Origin of the sequence: Corynebacterium phoceense, assembly GCF_900092335.1 — a bacterium.
Taxonomy (GTDB): Bacteria; Actinomycetota; Actinomycetes; order Mycobacteriales; family Mycobacteriaceae; genus Corynebacterium; species Corynebacterium phoceense.
On sequence record NZ_LT596208.1, the window covers coordinates 71,401 to 89,477 of the forward strand.

The 18,077-nt window shown below is 65.9% G+C and carries 13 protein-coding genes and 2 pseudogenes; 13 read left to right on the top strand and 2 right to left on the bottom strand.

What is annotated here, in order from left to right:
* The first annotated feature begins 25 nt into the window (after window positions 1–25).
* The 11 genes and pseudogenes from BN9444_RS04535 to BN9444_RS04580 all read left to right on the top strand — a co-directional run bounded on the left by BN9444_RS04535 (window position 26) and on the right by BN9444_RS04580 (window position 13,952).
* The gene (locus BN9444_RS04535; RefSeq protein WP_066485487.1) at window positions 26–250 is read left to right on the top strand and encodes a DUF3107 domain-containing protein; all 225 of its coding nucleotides are present in this window, start codon (window positions 26–28) and stop codon (window positions 248–250) included.
* 21 nt (window positions 251–271) lie between these two features.
* On the top strand, window positions 272–1,210 hold the full coding sequence (locus BN9444_RS04540; protein ID WP_066511692.1) for a DUF3152 domain-containing protein: 939 nt from the start codon (window positions 272–274) through the stop codon (window positions 1,208–1,210).
* Between the two features lie 31 nt (window positions 1,211–1,241).
* Window positions 1,242–2,039, top strand: coding sequence for a hypothetical protein (locus BN9444_RS04545; RefSeq protein ID WP_066511693.1), 798 nt, complete (start codon window positions 1,242–1,244; stop codon window positions 2,037–2,039).
* 57 nt (window positions 2,040–2,096) lie between these two features.
* Window positions 2,097–2,966 (top strand): annotated as a pseudogene (locus tag BN9444_RS15640) (UvrD-helicase domain-containing protein); the annotation flags it as partial.
* 51 nt (window positions 2,967–3,017) lie between these two features.
* Window positions 3,018–4,088 (top strand): RecB family exonuclease, encoded by a 1,071-nt coding sequence (locus tag BN9444_RS15645; protein WP_478219564.1) that lies wholly within the window; start codon window positions 3,018–3,020, stop codon window positions 4,086–4,088.
* On the top strand, window positions 4,078–7,302 hold the full coding sequence (locus BN9444_RS04555; protein WP_066511694.1) for an ATP-dependent helicase: 3,225 nt from the start codon (window positions 4,078–4,080) through the stop codon (window positions 7,300–7,302). The genes BN9444_RS15645 and BN9444_RS04555 overlap by 11 nt, the downstream gene beginning before the upstream one ends.
* Window positions 7,303–7,446: 144 nt before the next feature.
* Window positions 7,447–8,556, top strand: coding sequence for a potassium channel family protein (locus tag BN9444_RS04560; RefSeq protein WP_066485499.1), 1,110 nt, complete (start codon window positions 7,447–7,449; stop codon window positions 8,554–8,556).
* 5 nt (window positions 8,557–8,561) lie between these two features.
* Window positions 8,562–9,329, top strand: a complete 768-nt coding sequence (locus tag BN9444_RS04565) for an NAD(+) diphosphatase (RefSeq protein WP_230384195.1) — start codon at window positions 8,562–8,564, stop codon at window positions 9,327–9,329.
* Window positions 9,319–11,367 (top strand): ATP-dependent DNA helicase UvrD2, encoded by a 2,049-nt coding sequence (locus BN9444_RS04570; RefSeq protein ID WP_066485503.1) that lies wholly within the window; start codon window positions 9,319–9,321, stop codon window positions 11,365–11,367. The genes BN9444_RS04565 and BN9444_RS04570 overlap by 11 nt, the downstream gene beginning before the upstream one ends.
* Before the next feature lie 67 nt (window positions 11,368–11,434).
* Complete coding sequence (locus BN9444_RS14100; protein WP_199872844.1) at window positions 11,435–12,307, top strand: endonuclease domain-containing protein; 873 nt, start codon at window positions 11,435–11,437, stop codon at window positions 12,305–12,307.
* A gap of 245 nt (window positions 12,308–12,552) precedes the next feature.
* Window positions 12,553–13,952 (top strand): annotated as a pseudogene (locus tag BN9444_RS04580) (dicarboxylate/amino acid:cation symporter).
* Window positions 13,953–13,999: 47 nt separating this feature from the next.
* Here the strand turns inward: BN9444_RS04580 and BN9444_RS04585 are convergent.
* Complete coding sequence (locus BN9444_RS04585; protein ID WP_066485519.1) at window positions 14,000–14,833, bottom strand: hypothetical protein; 834 nt, start codon at window positions 14,831–14,833, stop codon at window positions 14,000–14,002.
* 68 nt (window positions 14,834–14,901) lie between these two features.
* On the opposite strand from BN9444_RS04585, the gene BN9444_RS04590 reads away from it, so the two are divergent.
* On the top strand, window positions 14,902–15,420 hold the full coding sequence (locus BN9444_RS04590; protein WP_066511705.1) for a M48 metallopeptidase family protein: 519 nt from the start codon (window positions 14,902–14,904) through the stop codon (window positions 15,418–15,420).
* Window positions 15,421–15,456: 36 nt separating this feature from the next.
* Here BN9444_RS04590 and BN9444_RS04595 read toward each other — a convergent pair whose 3' ends face one another.
* The gene (locus BN9444_RS04595; protein WP_066485531.1) at window positions 15,457–16,833 is read right to left on the bottom strand and encodes a zinc-dependent metalloprotease; all 1,377 of its coding nucleotides are present in this window, start codon (window positions 16,831–16,833) and stop codon (window positions 15,457–15,459) included.
* A 93-nt stretch (window positions 16,834–16,926) separates the two neighbouring features.
* Between BN9444_RS04595 and BN9444_RS04600 the strand changes: the two genes are divergently transcribed.
* Window positions 16,927–18,054, top strand: a complete 1,128-nt coding sequence (locus tag BN9444_RS04600) for a YlbL family protein (protein WP_066485533.1) — start codon at window positions 16,927–16,929, stop codon at window positions 18,052–18,054.
* Window positions 18,055–18,077 lie beyond the last annotated feature (23 nt).

An 18,077-nucleotide genomic window follows, 5' to 3' on the forward strand; every position in this document is an offset into this window, starting at 1 on the left:
TGATGAACATATAAGGAGAATTGGTATGGATATCCGCATTGGATTCGCTGACACCGCACGCGAGCTCGTGATTCGCTCCGAGGGTACGCAGGAAGAGCTGAGCCAGCAGATTAACGGTGCGCTCGCGGATAACTCCGTGCTGGAGCTCGCGGACGACAAGGGCCGCAAGTACATCATCCGCACCGATCGCGTCGTCTACGCGGAGATCGGCGTGACGAAGCCGACCACCGTCGGTTTTGCGGGCGCATAAGCCCGTCTAAAGTATGTGTTCATGACGAACACACACCGGCCGCAGGCACGTGAGGCGCGCGGTACCCATCCCATCGTGCGCTTCGCCCAGGACTACGGCTGGTGGCGCGTAGTGGCCATCCCTGTGATGGCCATTATTACTGTCTGGGTCCTCGTGGACGTGTTCCGTCCCGACGCGGAGCCCACGGCGTCCATCGCCGAGGGGACCTACGCGCCGGCGACTGAGGGGGCATCGGAAAGCCCAGCCGAGGGCCCAGACCCCGCGCACTCCGCGGCGGTCCAGCAGGCCAAGGACGAGCTGCCTGCCGGCGGCGCGTTTACGGAAACAGGGAAGAAGACCTACCACGAGGTAGGAACGCCGGGTCTGGAATTCGGCGAGGGCACGGAGCGCACGGTGCGCTACGCCATCGAGGTCGAAGACGGTATCGACTCTGCGCCTTACGGCGGGGATGACGCGTTTGCTGCGATGGTCGACGCCACCTTGTCTGACCCGCGCTCGTGGTCGAATGACAAGGCGTTCAAGTTCATCCACGTCGCCGCGGATGATAATCCGGACACGATCATCCGTCTCACCTCGCTCACCACGACCGCGGAGCTGTGCGGCGCGCAGCTGGAGACCGAGACCTCGTGCCACACGACGATCACGGGGCCGTCGACCGTCATTATCAACGAGGCTCGCTGGGTCCGCGGTGCCCTGCCTTACGAGGGTGACCTGGGCAATTACCGCCAGTACCTCATCAACCATGAGTTCGGCCACGCCATCGGATACGCCGCCCACCAGCCCTGCGGTGCGGATGGGGCACTCGCGCCGATCATGATGCAGCAGACCATCAGCCTGAAGAACTCGGATCTCTTCGCTAAGGAACCGGGTGAGGTCTACCCGGACAACCCGGATACCTGCCATCCCAACCCGTGGCCGTACCCCAATCCGTCCAACCTCGACGTCCACGCCCCCGCGTAAAACTTCAGTCTCAACTTCTAAGGATTCCCGCATGGCTCAGCCCGATGACCTCGTTCTCTATGCTTTCCGCGCGCCTGTGAAGGACGCCGCGCGCCCAGAGCACATGGGCTATGCCTGGGATAACGGCTGGCGCTACGGCGATGTTGTCTACTCACAGGCCGGGCCCTATGCTAGCTGGTCCGCGAAGGTCCGTGAGCGTCTCGCCGTGGCTGGCGCCCGCGTGGCCCGGCCTGTGCTCGCCACGAATGGCCGCCACACGGTGGGTGGCTGGAAGGCCACGAAATTCGTCGAGGGCCAGCTCGCGCGCCGCGTGGACGAGACCGCGCAGCTGGGACTGCGCGTCGAGGAGGCCCTCGCCACGGCGATGGTGCAGTTCAGCGGGCTCATTCTGCCGGCCCAGCGCGACGATGTTTTCGCGCGCGCCGAGCTCGCCGCGTGGGAGGAGACTGGTGAGGCCTACTCCGCCACCGAGGCCGAGCTTGCTGATGCCCCCGTGCTCGGCGTCGGCCACGCCGACCTGCTCGCCACGACCATCTTCGCTGGCGCCAATCCGCCCACCATCGTCGACATCGTGCCCACCGCGGCGCCGCGCCCGCGGGGCTATACGACGGCGCTCGTGTGCGTGGACGGGCTCATCAACGACGCGGTGGATCCGGGCATTTGCGATCGCTTCGCGTATATCGCGGGCTTCGACCATCTCCTCCTGCGTGCGGCGGCCTACCGTCGGCACGTGAATAACCTGCACCCCGCCGCGAGCGCGAACACGCGTGCGAAGATCTCGGAGGTGGAGGATCTCCTCGTGTCGCGGGTGAGTGGCACACTGGCTTAAGTTCAGATTGTCAGCCGCCACGCGGAGCGTCCGCAGGGCGGGAAAGGTGGGACCCGTATGAACGCGTATGACCCAACCGGCGCGGTGCGCACTGGCGTGCTGCTGCCGCCCTCGCCGGAGGTGCGGCTCATCCCCGCTGCCGTGGGATCCACGGCGGACCGCGAATGGGGCTTTGACCTGCCGGAGCGCGGCGCGTGGCGTGTGACGGGAGCCGCGGGCACGGGGGTGTCGAGCCTGCTCATCGATACCGTCATCGCGCGCATCGAGGCCGGTGCAGATCCGTCGGGCATCCTCGTCGTCGCACCCTCCAAGGAATCGGGCGCGCTGCTGCGCCGCGAGATCGCGCGCCGGCTCGAGGATTATGCGGCGGCGTCGACCATGGTCCGCTCCGTCCACTCGCTCGCCTTCGCACTGCTGCGCGGCGGCATGGACGATGAGCTGCGGCTTATCACCGGTGCGGAGCAGGACGCCGTCATCCGCGAGCTGCTCGCTGGCCACGTCGACGCGGGGGGCGTGGACTGGCCGGAGAGCGTGCGCCCGGCGCTCGGCATGGTGGGGTTTGCCCGTCAGCTGCGTGACTTCATGCTCCGCGCGCACGAGCGTGGGCTCTCGCCGGCGCGCCTGGAAGAACTGGGCACGCAGTGGCGGCGCCCCATGTGGGCGGCCGCTGGCCGGTTCATGCGCGAATATGAAGAGGTCATGGCGCTCTCGGGCCGCAAGTCGCTTTCCGCCGCGGAGCTTGTCGCGATCGTCGCGGAGCAGCCGCAACTCACGGCGGAGCACCGCTGGCACACCGTCATCGTTGACGACGCGCAGCTGCTCGATCCCCTCTCCGGCGCCATGGTCACGGAGCTCGCGCGCTCGGCCGAGCTCGCCGTCGTGGGCGGCGACCCGGACCAGGCGGTCTTTGCCTTCCGTGGCGCGAATGAGNTGGCGCGCGAGCTGGGGCTCAACGTGCCAGACGCGCCGGGCGCTGGAATGGCGGTCGGCGTGGATCTGCCGCGCCTCGTCCTCAAAGGTGGCGCGGGCGAGGAACCGGGCGAGCTCAATCCGCTCGTCACCTCTGTGCTGTCCGTGCCGTCCTTTGTTTCGCACCTGCGCCGGATCGTCTGTGACCCCGAGGCCGAAGAGACCCAGCGCGAGCAGGCCACCCGCCAGCTCGCGCGCTTGGCCCACGCTGGCGTGCCAGGTGCTGACCCGGCGCAGTGGTGGGGCGCCCGTGCGGTGGCATCGGAAGGCGAGCTGCGCATTCCGCCCACCGTCTCGCCCTCGCGCGTGGAATCTCTGCTGGCGTGTCCGCTCAACGCGGTGCTGGGCAACGTCGGCGAGGAGGAAGGCACGCCCATGGCGCTGCTGCGTGGTTCCATGGCGCACGCCTTCCTCGAGGCCCTCGGCCGCGGCGTTAACGCAGCGGAGGCCGCTGAGCTTACGCGCGGTGCGTTCGCGGAAATCCTCGATGTACCCGCGTGGAAGCGCGACTTTGAGCTCGCCCAGTTCGACCGGCTTCTCGAACGCACCCGCGCCTGGGTGGCGCAGACGCGTGGCGCCTTCGAACTCGTGGGCGTTGAGGTGCCCGTCCACGTCACCGTCGCCGAAGGCGTGACCATTCACGGCTATATCGACCGGTTGGAACGCGATCACGCGGACAACCCGGCGTATTACGTGGCGGATCTCAAGACCGGCAAGCACGCCGTGACGGGCCCCGAAGCCCAGGACCACGCGCAGCTGGCGACGTATCAGCTGGCCCTGGCCCACGGCACGCTCACGGAACGCAACGGCGAGGTCCGCGTGGCTGACGGCAAGGGACTCGAGCGTGGCGGCGGCGTGCTCTTCTACCCGGCGAGCGAGGCCAAGGACGTCACCGTGCGGGAGCAAGCCGCATGGGCGCCGGAGGAGCTGCAGGCCTTCGCGGATTACTTGCCGGGCCTCGTCCAGGAAATGCGCGGGCCACAGGTTACCGCGCGGATTAACCCCACGTGCGATAGCTGCCAGGTGCGCACCTTATGCCCGGTGCGCCCGGAAGGAAGGATGGTCACCGATGTCGACTAACTCCGAGATCCAGTTTGATCCCATCGAACTCGCGCGCGGCCTGGGCAAGAAGTTCCCGCCCACCGCGGAGCAGGCCAAGGTTATCGAGGGGCCGCTCGGCCCCAAGCTCGTCGTCGCCGGCGCGGGTGCGGGCAAGACGGAAACGATGGCCTCGCGCGTTATCTACCTCGTGGCCAACGGCCTGGTGCGCCCCGAACAGGTTCTGGGCCTCACGTTTACGCGCAAGGCGGCGCAGCAGCTCGAGCAGCGCATCCGCCGCCAGCTGCTCACGCTGCGTGGCTCAGGGCTCCTCGTGCCGGGCAGCCCGGCTTATGAGGCCGTGGAGAATGTGGCCGTGAATGTCTCCACGTACGACTCGTACGCGGGCGACCTTGTGTGCGAGTACGGCCTGCTCGTGCCGGTCGAGCCCACCGCGCGGATCATCACGGACGCGGAGCATTACGCGATTGCCCACGAAGTGGTCACCAACTGGGATGGGGAGCTCATCGCTCATGAGACGGTCTCCACGGTGGTCGCGACGCTGCTCGCGCTGTCCAACTCCATGGACTCGGCGCTGTCAAACCCTGCGGACATCGAGGAACACGAGCGCGCCTTCCGTCTGGAGCTCGCGAGCCTGGACAAGTCCCCGCGCTCGAAGAATGAGTACAGCCAGAACCTGGAGAAGTATCTTCACAAGCAGCGCCTGCGCGTGCAATACCTGCCGCTGCTGCGCCAGCTCAAGGAGCGTCAGGCCGAGCTGCGCGTGACCACCTTTAGCGAGCAGATGGCTGCCGCGGCCAAGCTCGCCACGGAGCACCCCGCGGTGGGCGCGCAGCAGCGTGCCCGCTACCGCGTGGTCCTCCTCGACGAGTACCAGGACACCTCGCATGCCCAGCGCGTGCTCCTGCGCGGCCTCTACGGCGGCGGCTATCACGAGGGCCTGTCGGTGACTGCCGTGGGCGACCCCATGCAGGCCATCTACGGCTGGCGTGGTGCCACGAGCGAGAACCTCGCCGCCTTCGTGGAGGACTTCCCGCAGGCGGATGGCTCGCCCGCGCCCAAGGACCAGCTCACCACGTCGTGGCGCAACCCCTCGCGGGTGCTTGATCTGGCCAATGACGTGGCGACCGGCGTCTTCGGCTCCGGCCCACGCCCGGTGGATCCGCTTTCCGCGCGCCCGGGCGCCGAGCCCGGCGAGATTCAGCTGGGCTACTTCGCGACGGAGGAAGAAGAGATCGCATTCGTCGCGGACCACCTGCGCACAAAGTACAAGGAAGCTGACGGCGGCGAGTTCCGCGCAGCCGTGCTTGTGCGTGCCAACGCGCATTCGGCCGCCATCGCGCAGGCGCTCGATGCGCGCGGCGTGCCCAACGAGATTGTGGGCTTGGGCGGACTTCTCTGGGAGCCGGAGATCCAGGACCTCGTGGCGCTGGCAACCATGCTTGTGCGACCGCAGGATACGGCGGCGGCGCTGCGCATCCTCGCCGGCCCTCTCGTGGGGCTGGGGCTGGAGGATCTATTGGCGCTCGAAGGCCGTGCGCGCAATCTCGCTGACCTGCAGTCCGAGCGCGTGCGCTGGTCCGCGGATTCGGACCCCGTGGAGCACCTGCGCGCGGAGCTCGCTGAACTCATCGAGGAGGGCCCCGACCAGGTGCCGGGCCTGGGCGACGCGGTGGCCGACCTCGCCGAGCGCGAGCGCTACACCCCGGCGGGCCTGGCTCGCATTGAGGAGCTCGCCGCGAAGCTGCGTCACCTGCGCACGTACTCGCTGGGCAAGACCTTGGGCGATATCTTCGCCGACATCGAGGCGCTTTTCAATATCCGTACTGAGGTCCTTGCGCGCGGCAAGGCGGGCGGCACGACGCACCTGGACAGCTTTGCAGACGTCGTCGCTGGTTACACGGGCGCGAGCCTTACCGGCCTGCTCGACTACCTGGCGCTTGCGCGCGAGCACGAAAAGGGCTTGAAGCCTGGCGAGGTCCCCGTGCGCCACGACCGTGTGCAGATCATGACCGCGCACAAGGCCAAGGGCCTCGAGTTCCAGCACGTGTGCGTCCTGCATGCGGATTCGACGACGTATAAAGCGCAGGCCTCGACGTTCCTTACCGTCATGGAGAAGGTCCCGGGCGACGATGATGTCATCGACGCCGGGGACGCGACGCACCGCGGCGAATTCGAAAAGGCATGCAAGGCCTTCATCGAGGCCGACCGTCAGGGCCAGGCCGAGGAGGCCGCGCGTTTGTTCTACGTCGCGATGACGCGCACGGAGGAGACGCTCACCATCACCGGTTCCGGTACCAACCGCGCGAGGGGCAAGGCGAAGAAGGGCCCGTACGAGTACCTTGAGAGACTCCACGCGGCGCACCCGGATCTCGTCGTGCACTGGGAGGTGCCGGTGGATCCGGTTGAGCCTGCCGTCGACGACAGCGTGGCTGAAGGACGTTTCCCCGCGCTCGCCCCGCGGGCGGAGGTTCTCGCTGGCGCCGAGCGCGTTGCCGCAGCCATGGACGCCGCTGCGGACGGGGAGCTTCCGCCAGCGCGTGCCGGTGAGCTCTATGAGCAATGGGAGTCCGAGGCTTCTGCGCTCATCGAGGAATACGCCGCGCTGCAGGAGCCCGTCGTGGAGGTCGAGGTCCCCACGGAGCTAACAGCCTCGGACCTCGTGGCGATTTCGAAGGACCAGCTCATGTTTGCGCGCCGCCAGCGTCGCCCCGTGCCGTTTAAGCCGAATGCGTATGCCAAGCGCGGCACGGCGTTCCACGCGTGGCTCGAGGACCGCTTTGGCGGCGGTGAGCTCATCGGTGAAGAGGAGCTGCCGGGCATCGGCGAGCCGGTGCCGGAAGAAACACTGGAGGAGCTCAAGGACGCGTTCCTCGAGTCTGCGTGGGCGGACCGGACGCCGAACTACGTGGAGCAGGCCTTTGAAATCACCGTGGGCCACGCCGTGGTGCGCGGGCGCATGGACGCCGTCTTTGCGCAGCCGGACGGCAGCTGGCTCATCGTGGACTGGAAGACCGGCCGGCGTCCCACCGGCCGGGACCTGCACGACGCGGAGATCCAGCTTGCGGTCTACGCCGAGGCGTGGCGTCGCCTCGCTCGCGATGGCAAGCCCGTCGCGGCGGCGTTCCACTACGTCGCGGACAACGACACGTTCCAGCCGGAGGACCTGCCGCAAGGGGCGGAGCTCGCCGCGCTGCTTGAGGTTCGGCGTCCGCAGCGTGGCCGTCGCGCGTAATGAGCCGTGTTGAATAAGGAGTGAGAAGGTTGGTGAATCGTTGCGGCGCGACTAGGGTAGGGTAGCTGGTTTACTGTCTCTTATAGGTTTTCTGTCTTCGTGCAAGGAAGGTGTCTCGGCGTGGCTAACGGAAGAACCCGGCGCATGGGCCGGCGTCTCTCGCGACGCATCAAGGCGCAGGTTGAGCTCAACCACCTTCCGGATCACGGCCTGCTTGACGTCATCACCGTTCCGCACGCGCATACTGACAGCCCGTGGAAGTTGCTGGCGCGACGTTTGTGGTGGGCGTTATTACTGCTCATCTTTGTCACGCTCGTGGTCTACTTCGACCGCGACGGCTACTCTGAAAACCTGTCCATGCTCGACGCGGCGTATTACTCGTCCGTTTCGCTCACCACAGTGGGTTACGGCGATATCGTCCCGGTCTCGGCCGGAGCGCGCCTGGTTAACCTCATCATCATCACCCCTGCCCGCCTTATCTTCCTTGTTTTATTGGTCGGTACCGCGTTGTCGGTACTGACGGAAAAGACCCGCAAGACCGTTGAAATCCAGCGCTGGAGGAAAAACTTGAAGAACCACACCGTCGTCATCGGCTATGGCACCAAGGGCGCCGGCGCGGTCGCCGCACTGCTGGCGGACGGCGTGCCATCCAACCAGATCGTGGTCATCGACAATAACCGTGCGGCACTCGCCAACGCGGAGCACCACGGCCTGGTCACCATCTACGGCTCGGGTACCAAGCAAGATGTGCTGAAGATCGCCGGCGTCGAGCACGCGGGCTCCATCGTCGTGACACCGTCCACGGACGATACCGCGGTGCTGTGCACGCTCTCCGTGCGCGAGCTTGCGCCGCGGGCCAATGTCGTGGCGTCTGTCCGTGAGTCGGAGAACCGCCACCTGCTGCTGCAGTCGGGCGCGAACAACGTGGTGACCTCTGCGGAGACCGCCGGCCGCCTCCTTGGCCTGGCCACCGTCACGCCAAACGTGGTGGAGATGATGGAGGACCTGCTCTCCCCGAACGAGGGCTTCTCCGTTGCCGAGCGTCCCGTCCGCGACTTCGAGGTGGGCTCCAACCCGCGCCACCTCGCCGATATCGTGCTCGCCGTCCTGCGTAATAACGAGGTCCACCGCGTCGACACTAACGATGCCGCCGCGCTCAAGCCCGGCGACCGCTTGCTCTACATCAAGCATGACCTGCCGAGCGTCAACGATCCGCTCACGGACGATGACGAAGACGACGAGGATGATGATTAAAACCCATGACTAGCCAGGGGGAAGGCATGTTTCTGCTCGTCACCGCGCGCGGCCTCGTGGTCGCCCAACCGGACGGTGAAGCCGTCTGGCTACCCGAGCTGCCGGCCCTGCCTGGTGGTGGCGCAGCCACCGTCGGCCCGGCCGTGAAGATTGTGCCTGGCTACCACGTCGTCGAGGTCACCGGGGAATTCCTCGAGGCCCACCCCGGTTACGAAACGCTGCGTCCGGTGGACTTCGCCCACGACCGCGTCGTCACTCGCGGCGTAGCGCTGTGGCGCAACCGCAAGCTCAATAACTTCCACCCGTCCACGGGCGAGGAGCTCACCTATACCTCCGGCAATATCGTGGGCCGCACGCCCGCGGGCCTTGAGGTCTTCCCGCGTCTCGATCCCGCCGTCATCGGCGTCGTTACCCACCGCGAGTATCTGCTTCTCGGTCGCAACGCGCAACGCAGCGGCTTCTTCTCTCTGCCTGCCGGCTACGTCGATGTGGGGGAAACCCTCGAGGAAGCCTTTATACGCGAGGTGCTCGAAGAAACGGGGCGGCGCGTGCACGACGTCCGGTATTGGGGCTCGCAGCCGTGGGCGGCATCGGGAAGCATCATGCTCGGCTTCTGGGGCCAGACGAATGACCTTGAGCCCGTCGCTGAGACCGACGGGGAGCTTACGGAGATCCGCTGGGTGACCCGCGCAGAGCTGCCGCGCGTCCCGCTTGCGGCGCCCGGTTCGATCGCACACAGAATGATCATGGAGTGGTACAACAGTGGCGCTTGATTTGTCTGTCCTCGACGAGGACCAGCTAAAAGCGGCCCTCGCGCCGCGTGGCCCGGTGTGCATCCTAGCTGGTGCGGGCACTGGTAAGACCCGCACGATTACCTATCGCATCGCGCACCTCTGCGACGAAGGTATGGTGAGCCCCCAGCGCGTGCTCGCCGTGACCTTTACCAATCGCGCGGCGGGCGAGATGCGCGACCGTCTGCGCCAGCTGGGGGTGGGCGGCGTGCAGGCGCGTACCTTCCACGCGGCGGCCATGCGCCAGCTCAAGTACTTCTGGCCGCAGATTGTGGGCGACCTGCCGTGGAAGCTGTTGAGTAACAAGTTCCCGATGGTCGCGCGTGCCGTGCGCTCGGCGGGGCTGGAGCCGTCCACGGAAATGATCCGCGACATCATCGGCGAGATTGACTGGGCGAAGTCCTTCCTCGTCTCGGCCGACGCGTACCCGGCTGCCGCCGCGAAGTACCAGCGCAAGACTCCCTCGGACCCGGCGAAGGTCGCGCAGGCCTATCGCCGCTACGAGGAGATGAAGACGCAGCCGGAAGGCATGCTCTTGGATTTCTCGGACGTGCTCATCCATACCGCGGGCGCGATTGAGAACTCGCAAGGTGTTGCCGAGCAGTTCCGCGAGCAGTACCGCACCTTCGTCGTGGACGAGTATCAGGACGTCACGCCGCTCCAACAGCGCGTGTTGAATGCTTGGCTGGGGGAGCGCGACGACCTCACCGTGGTCGGTGACGCCAACCAGACGATTTACTCGTTCACCGGCGCAACTCCGGGCTTCCTGCTCGACTTCTCGCGCACATATGAAAACGCCACGGTGGTCAAGCTCCAGCGCGACTACCGCTCGACGCCGCAGATCACGGATCTCGCGAATGAGGTCATCGCTAAGGCACATGGCCGCATTGCGGGCACGCGTCTCCAACTCACCGGTATGCGTCCGGCGGGTCCGGAGCCGCAGTACCACGCCTACGAGTCCGAGCCGGCCGAGGCCCGTGAGGTCACCGGCCAGATTCTTACCCTGCTCAACGAGGGGGTGAAGGCCTCGGAAATCGCGATTCTCTACCGCACCAATGCACAGTCCGTCGCCTTTGAAGAAGCGCTTGCGGATGCAGGCGTGGTCTACCAGGTTCGCGGTGGCGAGGGCTTCTTCGAGCGCTCCGAGGTCCGCGAGGCCGTGGGCGAGCTCATCCGCGCTACCCGCCGCACGGACCTGCCCAATGACCCCGTGGCAATCGCGCGCGCGGCCTTTGCTCCGCTGGGCCTATCCGCTGCGGAACCGGACGGCGCTCAGGCACGCGAGCGCTGGCAGTCCTTGCGCGCGCTCGTGGGACTTGTGGAGCAGATCGTCCACGACGCCCCGGGCATCGACTTGCCAGGCGTATGCGTGGAGCTTCAGCAGCGCCAGGCCAATAAGCAGCCGCCCACCGTCGAGGGTGTCACGCTGTCCTCCATCCACGCCGCCAAGGGCTTGGAGTGGGACGCCGTGTTCCTCGTCGGTCTGCAGGAAGGCTCCATGCCCATTCGCCACGCCATCCGCGCGGGCGACGAGCAAGTAGAAGAAGAGCGCCGCCTCTTCTACGTTGGCGTGACCCGTGCCCGCATTCACTTGCAGTGTTCCTGGTCCCTGGCGAAGAACCCGGATTCCGCGCCCACGCGCAATCGCACGCGCTTCCTCGACGGCATCGTGCCGGAGCTGGAAGAGTCCCGCGGCAACCGTCGGACTTCCCGCGCCAAGCGCTGCCGCGTATGCCGCCTTGCCTTGGACACCCCGCACGAGAAGGCCTTGGGCCGCCACGAGCACTGCGACGGTGGAATGAGTGAGGACGTCTTCTCTTCGTTGCGCGCCTGGCGCTCAGACCGAGCCCGCCAGGACAAGGTGCCGCCGTACATCATCTTCAGCGACGCGACGCTTATGAATATCGCCGAAGCCATGCCCTCTGATTTCCCGGGGCTGCTCAGCGTGTCCGGTGTGGGCGCGACGAAGCTGGATAACTACGGCGCCGAGGTGCTGCAGATCCTGTCGAACTTCCGCTAGCGCGCGTTGGCGCGCTTCCCGGGTTAGGATGAACGGCACAACGCTCAATGCACAACTCGGGGGAGATATGAAGATCGTTTCTGGTCTCACGTGCCATCAGCTGCGCACACACCTTGCTGCAGGCACAATCACCGCCATCACGCGTGGTTTTCACGTGTGGGGTACGCCGACGCCTGTAGAACTCTTGCACGAGTTGCAGCGCCGCCATCCGGGCCTTGTCGCGACTGGGACGAGCGCGGCGCATCTCTATCTCGGACAGGAGCTCGAATTCCCTTTGAGCGTTGCATACGGGCAGAAATTGGGGCCGTCAGCTTTCTACACAGTCAAACGACGCTCACAGCGCACCCATGTGGTCGCGGGTGACTTACGCGTGCATCATCCGCTGCTGGCTTTTGACACTGATACTCCTCGAGACCTCGCACTCGCAGCGCTGGAGCACCACTATGCCCACGCGCGCGGCCGGCGCCTGCTCGAACGCCACCGCAGTGGCTTCGAGCGACTTCCGCGTCATACCCACGGGTTGCTCACGCAGGCTGCCTTGTTCACGGACTCTGGGGCTGAAGCTAAGGTCGCGCGTGCACTGAAGGCTCGGGGAATGCGAGTGGACACCAATTTCTTTATCGGTGATTATCTATGGGATATCGTTCTCCCCGACATGCAGGTAGCGGTCGAAATTAACGGTTTCGAGTTTCACTCCAAGCCCGACGCCGTCGTGCGCGACCATTGGAAGAACAATGATGCTGTCCTTCGCGGTTGGACCACGTTGCGCTACACAGGCACGTGCGTCGCGCACCATCTTGGCGATGTCGTGGAACAAATCGCCACGGCGAAGTCTCCCAATCTAGCCGGCCGGCTTCACCGCATGGTGACGCGATGGCACCACTATTTCACCCGTCAGTACGACGACCCTTGGGGCGCTCGCATCGGTCCGACCGGCTAGCGGAGTATGAGATCTACGTCCAGCACATATAGAGGCGCTTTCGCCGGTGTGGCGAGGGGCTTATATGTGCTGGAGGGATTTTTGGGGGAAGCTGCCGTGCGAGCGACTGTGACGAACACCGCTCCGCATTGGTGGAATGCGCACGAGGGGTTAGGCTGTTGTACCGAAAGTAAATAAACCGATCGGTCTAAAATTTATAGCCGAGACGGTTCAATAATGTACAAAGCTGTTTAAAGGAACTCCTCATGAGTAACACCACCACTGCGAACGCGCAGCCGCAGGAGACCAAGCGCGGACTGCCGGGCTGGGCCACCGGCTTCGGCGCGCAGGTCATCGCGGGCCTTATCATCGGCCTGATTGTGGGCTTCATCGCGTCCGGCATGGACGCCGGCCGCGCCGAGGACGACGCCAGCTGGCTGACGACGACGCTCACAGGCATCGGCTCGGCGTACGTCCAGCTGCTCAAGGTCATGGTCCCGCCGCTCATCTTTGCCGCGGTCGTTACCTCCGTGGCGAACCTGCGCAAGGTCACCAACGCGGCCTCGCTCGCCATTTCCACGCTCGTGTGGTTCGCCATCACGGCGTTCTTCTCCGTACTCGTCGGCATCCTGGTCGCCGTCGTTCTCAAACCAGGTGTGGGCACCTCCGTCGATGCAGCTACCGCCGCCGACCCGTCGCACGTCGGCTCGTGGACCGCATTCCTGCAGTCCATGCTGCCCAGCAACTTCATCGGCTTGGGTGCATCCTTTAGCGATGGCGAGGTCTCCCTGAGCTTTGGCGCGCTGCAGCTGCTCGTTATCTCCCTGGCCATCGGCATCGCTGCTGTGAAGGCTGGCAAGGCCGCGGACCCGTTCTTGCGCTTTACCGAGTCCTTCCTCAAGGTCATCCAGGTCATCCTGTGGTGGATCATCCGCCTGGCGCCGATTGGCACCGCGGCTCTTATCGGCAAGGCCGTCGCAACCTACGGCTGGGACGCCCTTGGCTCCCTGGGCAAGTTCGTGCTCGCTATGTACATCGGCCTGGCACTCGTCCTCGGCGTCGTCTACCCGGCGGTGCTCAAGCTCAACGGCCTGTCCGTTTTGGTTTCTACAAGCGCGTGTGGCCGGTCTTCTCGCTGGGCTTCGTGACCCGTTCCTCCATGGGGGTCATGCCCGTGACGGAGCGCGTCACCGAGCGCGCCATGGGTGTGCCCAGCGAGTACGCTTCCTTCGCCATCCCGCTGGGTGCGACGACCAAGATGGACGGCTGCGCCTCCGTCTATCCGGCCATCGCCTCCATCTTCGTGGCACAGTTCTACGGCATTGACCTGACGCTCACGCAGTACCTGCTCATCATCTTCGTCTCCGTCATTGGCTCGGCTGCTACGGCTGGCACGACGGGCGCGACCGTCATGCTCACCCTGACGCTGTCCACCTTGGGCCTGCCGCTCGCCGGCGTCGGCCTGCTGCTCGCCATCGAGCCCATCATCGACATGGGCCGCACCGCGGTCAACGTCACCGGCCAGTCGCTCGCCGCCACCATCGTGGCCAAGCGTGCCGGCATCTGGGACAAGGACACCTGGGACGCTGCCGAAGATGGCATTGCGGGCATCCTCGACCCGGAGTCCGCAGAGGATGCAGAGGACGCGGCTCTCGTCCGTTCCTAATACATCGCGCACCGCCCCGGCCGCACAAGGCCGGGGTTTTGTGCGTTTTAGGCTTCCGCCTGGAAGCACGCCGGGCAGCGCGCATGCGGCTCAAGGAACTGCTGGTGCGTGCGGCCAAAGACGTCAATCTCGCGTACCTCGCCGGGCATCCAGCGCACCGGTGTCGCGCCGGGCAGGCCTGGCCTTCCCACGAGGTGGCGCGCGGCGGCCACGATGTGCGCGACACCGGCCAGCGCCACGAGGGAGTCAAGCGAGTCCGTGGGATGCCGCTGGTCCGTCACCGTGACCCAGTGCGGGTCCGCGTCCGTGCGGTGCAGGCTAAAGCACAGCGGGCAAGGCCCCTTGCCGTGCGTGTGGAAGGGACCCAGCAACACGCGGGTATCGAAGGTCGTGACCGGCAGCCACGTGCTGGGCATCGAGCGGATAATCCGCGCGAGCATGGCCATGTGGCGGTCCTCGTCGATGCACAGGACGGGCACGTCCGGGTCGATGCGCTGCACGTAGTGTGCGGTGAGCTCGCCTAATCGTGGCCGACGCACGCGGAAGCCATCCGCGCGCAGCGCATCGCAGACCTGTAGAGCAAGCGGAGACATACCCAGCACGTAGATGGCGTCCGGCGGACGTAGCGGCTGCCACAGACCAAAGGACACGAGCTCGTCCACGAGGCTTGGAGCGCCGTCGCCCACGCCTGCCGCGCGCAGCTGATAAACGAAGCGCTCGCGCGAGACCGAACCATCGAGCTGGCGCAGCGCACGGGCCACGGCGGCGGCATCGGCGACTTCGATAAGCCCCGCGCGCGTCGCGTCGAAACCGAACTGGATGGCGCCGGGATCGCGCACAATAATGCGGACCCCGGGCGTGCGGCGATACAGAACCCCCATGACACTTCCCCCTAGCGTTTAAACAGTGCGACTGCGAGTCTAGCTGAGCCAGCGGTAGACTGCCCGCTATGGAAGAAAGCGCACGTCCGCCGGTCAAAGTCATTCGCTCCGCCCGGCGCCGCCGCACCATCGAGGCGCGGTTTAAAGGCAGCGTGCTGGAGGTCCGCATCCCCGCGCGCCTGTCCAAGGCCGAGGAGGAGCGCGCCGTGGAGGACATGCTGGCGCGCGCCATGAAGAAGCGCAAGGCCGCCCCTCTTTCCGATGCCGCCCTGAGTGACCGCGCCGCACGTCTCAACGCCGAAATCCTCGAGGGCCACGCGCAGTGGACGTCTATCCGATGGGTGGGGAATATGACCACGCGCTGGGCGAGCTGCACAACGTCCACGGGCGCGATTCGTGTGAGCGATCGGCTTCAGCACGTGCCCGATTATGTGCTGGATGCGGTGCTCGTCCACGAACTCACGCATACCTTTGTGCCCAACCACAGCCGCGAGTTCTGGGAGTGGGCGGACCGCGCGCCGCGTGCCGAGCGTGCGAAAGGCTTTCTCGAGGCCTACCAACGCTTCGGGCCGGGCGGCGAGCGCTAGCTCAGCCATCCGGCCCGGGGCAGGGGAGAGGTACGACTACTCGTCGTCCTCGGGGTCCTTGTCCTTCTCTTCGGCGCCACCCTCACCGCGGAGCATCTCCTCGAGCTTCGCGAACTCGGCCTCGAAGTCATCTGCCGGGGCGTCATCGAGCAGCGTATCGATGAACTCGGCCGGGTTCTCGATGTTTTCTGCAGTCGGCAGGAAGTCCGGGTGGTCCCAGGCCGTATCGCGCTTGGTGGAGCCCACCGCGATGGTGGAGCGGCGCCACAGCTCGGCGGCCTTGGCAATCTGCGGGGCACCGATCTCGATGCCCACGACCTTGCTCAGCGCGTGCTCGGCCGAGCCGCCGGAGGCGATGCGGCGCGCCCACGCGGAATTCATGGTCGCCACGGACGGAATGCGCTCCGTGAGCGCCTCGGTGACGACGACGTCGACCCAGCCCTCGACGAGCGCGAGGAGGGTTTCCAGGCGCGTGGTGGCGGACGCGTTGCGCGAGGTGATGCGTGGCGTGAGGTCCATTCCCTGCAGCTTGGCCATCGCGTCCTGGATGGCCTGCGGGTCGCCGGACTCGAGGTTGAGCTCACGCGTGGCTTCCTCGATGTGCGAGGTGTCGATGACCAGGCCCACGGCGTATTCCTCCACGGCGGAGACGACACGCTCGACAAGCCACGGCACGTGGGTGAACAAGCGCTGGCGGGCGGCCTCGCGGGCCGCGATGTAGACGAGGATTTCCTGCGCCGGGACCGTGAGATCGCGCGAGATGGCCTCGATATTCTTCGGCAGTAGCGCCGTCACACCAGCCGGGGAGACCGGCAGGCCGAAGTCTGCGCCCGTGATGGCGGACTTGGCGAGCTCGGCCAGCGAGCCACCCAGCTGCATGCCGGTGTTCATGCCGGACATCTGGCGCATCATATTCGCCATCGGGCCCATCATCTCGCGGGCTTCCTCCGGCATGGATTCGAGCTGTGCCTCATTCATATGCTCCGCAACCGGCGTCACGAGACGCTGCCAGATGGGCATGGTGTTCTCGAGCCAGTCCTCCGAGCTCCATGCGGCGACGCGCCCTCCTGCGGTGGGCAGCGCGGTGGCATCGTCAAGCCAGAGCTCCGCCAAGCGCACGGCCTCCTCGACGGCGCGGACATCCGCGTCCGAGGGCTTGGCCGTGGTGCCGAGCTGCTGGCGCGCGATGCGCTGCGCCATCTCGAAGTTCACGGGGCCGGAATTCTCCGGGTTATTCATGGACGAGCCCATGCCGGAGAGCATCTGGCCGAACTGGTTGAGCATGTCGCCCAAGCCACCGGCGCCAGGGCCGCCGAATCCAAACGCACCAAACGGGTTGTCGCCGCGGCGGTTGTTGTCATCGTCGTCGTCGCCATTGTTGTTGGGGAAGGAAAAACCGAATCCATTGCTCATGCCTTCCCAATGTACCGGCCCAGGCGCGGCAGATGGGTCGCATGCAGTCTCGAAATACAACGCTTTGAGCGATCACGGGTAGGCTGTTCATTCGTGAATTCAGCATCGAAGCGCCGCCTGCGGACTGTGACCTGGGGAGCCATCCCTGTTCTCGTGCTCGCTGCGGCCGTGAGCCTCGACCACGTTCCCGGCACGGATATCTCGCTCACCGTGCCTTATGCTGCCGAGGGCCCCGGTCCCACCGTGGATACGCTCGGCGAGGTTGAGGGCGTCCAGGTCGTCGACGTCGAGTCGACGGAAGGCAAGACTGAGGTCGAGCAGCCCAAGGGCCAGCTCAATATGACGACGGTCTCGGTGCGCACCAACATGTCGCTCGCGCAGGTCATCGCGCGCTGGGCCTCGACGGATGACACCATCGTCCCCGTCGAGCAGATCATCCCGCAGGATATGACGCAGGAAGAAGTCACTGAGGCCAACGAGGCCCAGTTCACCCAGTCCGAGTCTGCCGCGACCGTCGCCGCGATGGACTACCTGGGCAAACCCGTGGAAATTGTCGTTGCCAAGGTTATGGATGACGCCGCGGCCGCAGGAGCCCTCGAAGCCGGCGATATCCTCACCTCCGTCGACGGGCAGGCCGTCTCCAAGCCGGAGGAAGCGCAGAAGCTCATCCAGGCCAAGGCGCCGGGCGACGAGGTAAAACTCGGCTTCAAGCGCGCGGCGGATGAGTCCGCGCAGCCGGATGACAAGGCCGACGCTGCCAAGGACGCCAAGGAGCAGACTGCGACCGTGACGCTCGGCGAGAACCCGAATGACAAGAAGAAGGCCCTGCTTGGCATCCTCATGTCCTCCCAGCCGGTCACCGACGTCGAGGTCACCTACAACCTGCAAGACATTGGCGGTCCTTCGGCCGGCATGATGTTCTCGCTCGCCGTCATCGACAAGCTTTCGCCCGGCGACCTCACCGGCGGTCACTTCGTGGCAGGCACCGGCACCATCGCCGAAGACGGCACGGTGGGCCCCATCGGCGGCATCGTGCACAAGGTGCGCGCGGCGCGCGACGCGGGCGCGGAACTCTTCCTTGCCCCCAGCAGCAATTGCGCGGAAGCCATGAGCCGCGATACCGGCGACATGGTCATTGCGTCAGTGGACACCATCGCGGATTCCGTCGCAGCTATGGACGCCTTCGCCCACGGCGGCGAGGTAAAGACCTGTCAGCCTTAACCTGTCGACTTTCATGGCGCGGT